The organism is Paenilisteria newyorkensis (assembly GCF_000766145.1).
GTDB lineage: Bacteria > Bacillota > Bacilli > Lactobacillales > Listeriaceae > Listeria_A > Listeria_A newyorkensis.
Genome location: NZ_JNFB01000038.1, coordinates 1 through 872 on the forward strand (window position 1 = coordinate 1; position 872 = coordinate 872).

Below are 872 nucleotides of genomic sequence, written 5' to 3' on the forward strand. Positions count from 1 at the left end.
TATTGCATCATCGCAGTACGCTCTGGCAACCCAGAACCGATACGAAAGACTTTCTCGCTATTTTCCCCTTGAAACATATTTCGCGTATCCACAATGAGATTCGCATTCGTGATAATTTCTTCGGTATTGAAAACACTGTGATTAGTCAAAATAACAACCGCATCATACTCGCCATAACGTGCTTCCTCTTCGCTATAAACCGGCGTCCCTTCTTCGTTTCGGAAAGAGCTCACATGTGGATCATAATACGCAACATCCGCTCCATTTTTATGCAACAACTCGTATACTTCTAGCGCCGGCGATTCCCGAACATCATCAATATCCGGCTTATACGCCATCCCTAACACCAACACCTTCGAACCACGCATCGATTTATAAGCCGAGTTCAACGCCTGACTCACTTTATGAATCACTTGTTCTGGCATTTTTTTGTTCGTCTCTTGCGCCAATTCGATAAACCGACTGAAAAAGTTAGCTCCTTTTGCCTTCCAGGAAAGGTACATCGGATCTAGTGGGATACAATGTCCACCGATGCCAGGGCCTGGCGTAAATTTCATAAAGCCAAACGGTTTCGTTGCGGCGGCGTCCACGACTTCCCAAATATTCATGTCCAGTGCTTCACATAACATCGCCATCTCATTAATAAACGCGATGTTAATACTGCGAAACGTATTTTCGAGTAACTTGGTCATTTCCGCGACCTTCGTTGAACTCACGAGATACACATGATCAATCACTTTCGAATACAGCGCCTCACCTAGCTGACAACAATTTGGCGTCGTCCCACCGAGCACTTTCGGCGTGTTTTTCGTTTGGAATGTTTTATTCCCTGGATCGACGCGTTCTGGTGAGAAGCAAAGGAAAAAGTCTTC

At 45.2% G+C, this 872-nt stretch carries 1 protein-coding gene; it reads right to left on the reverse strand.

Annotation, left to right across the window (positions count from 1 at the left end):
* Positions 1 to 872, reverse strand: an 872-nt coding sequence (locus EP58_RS12065; RefSeq protein ID WP_036093783.1) for a nucleotide sugar dehydrogenase, incomplete at both ends; no start/stop codon positions are given.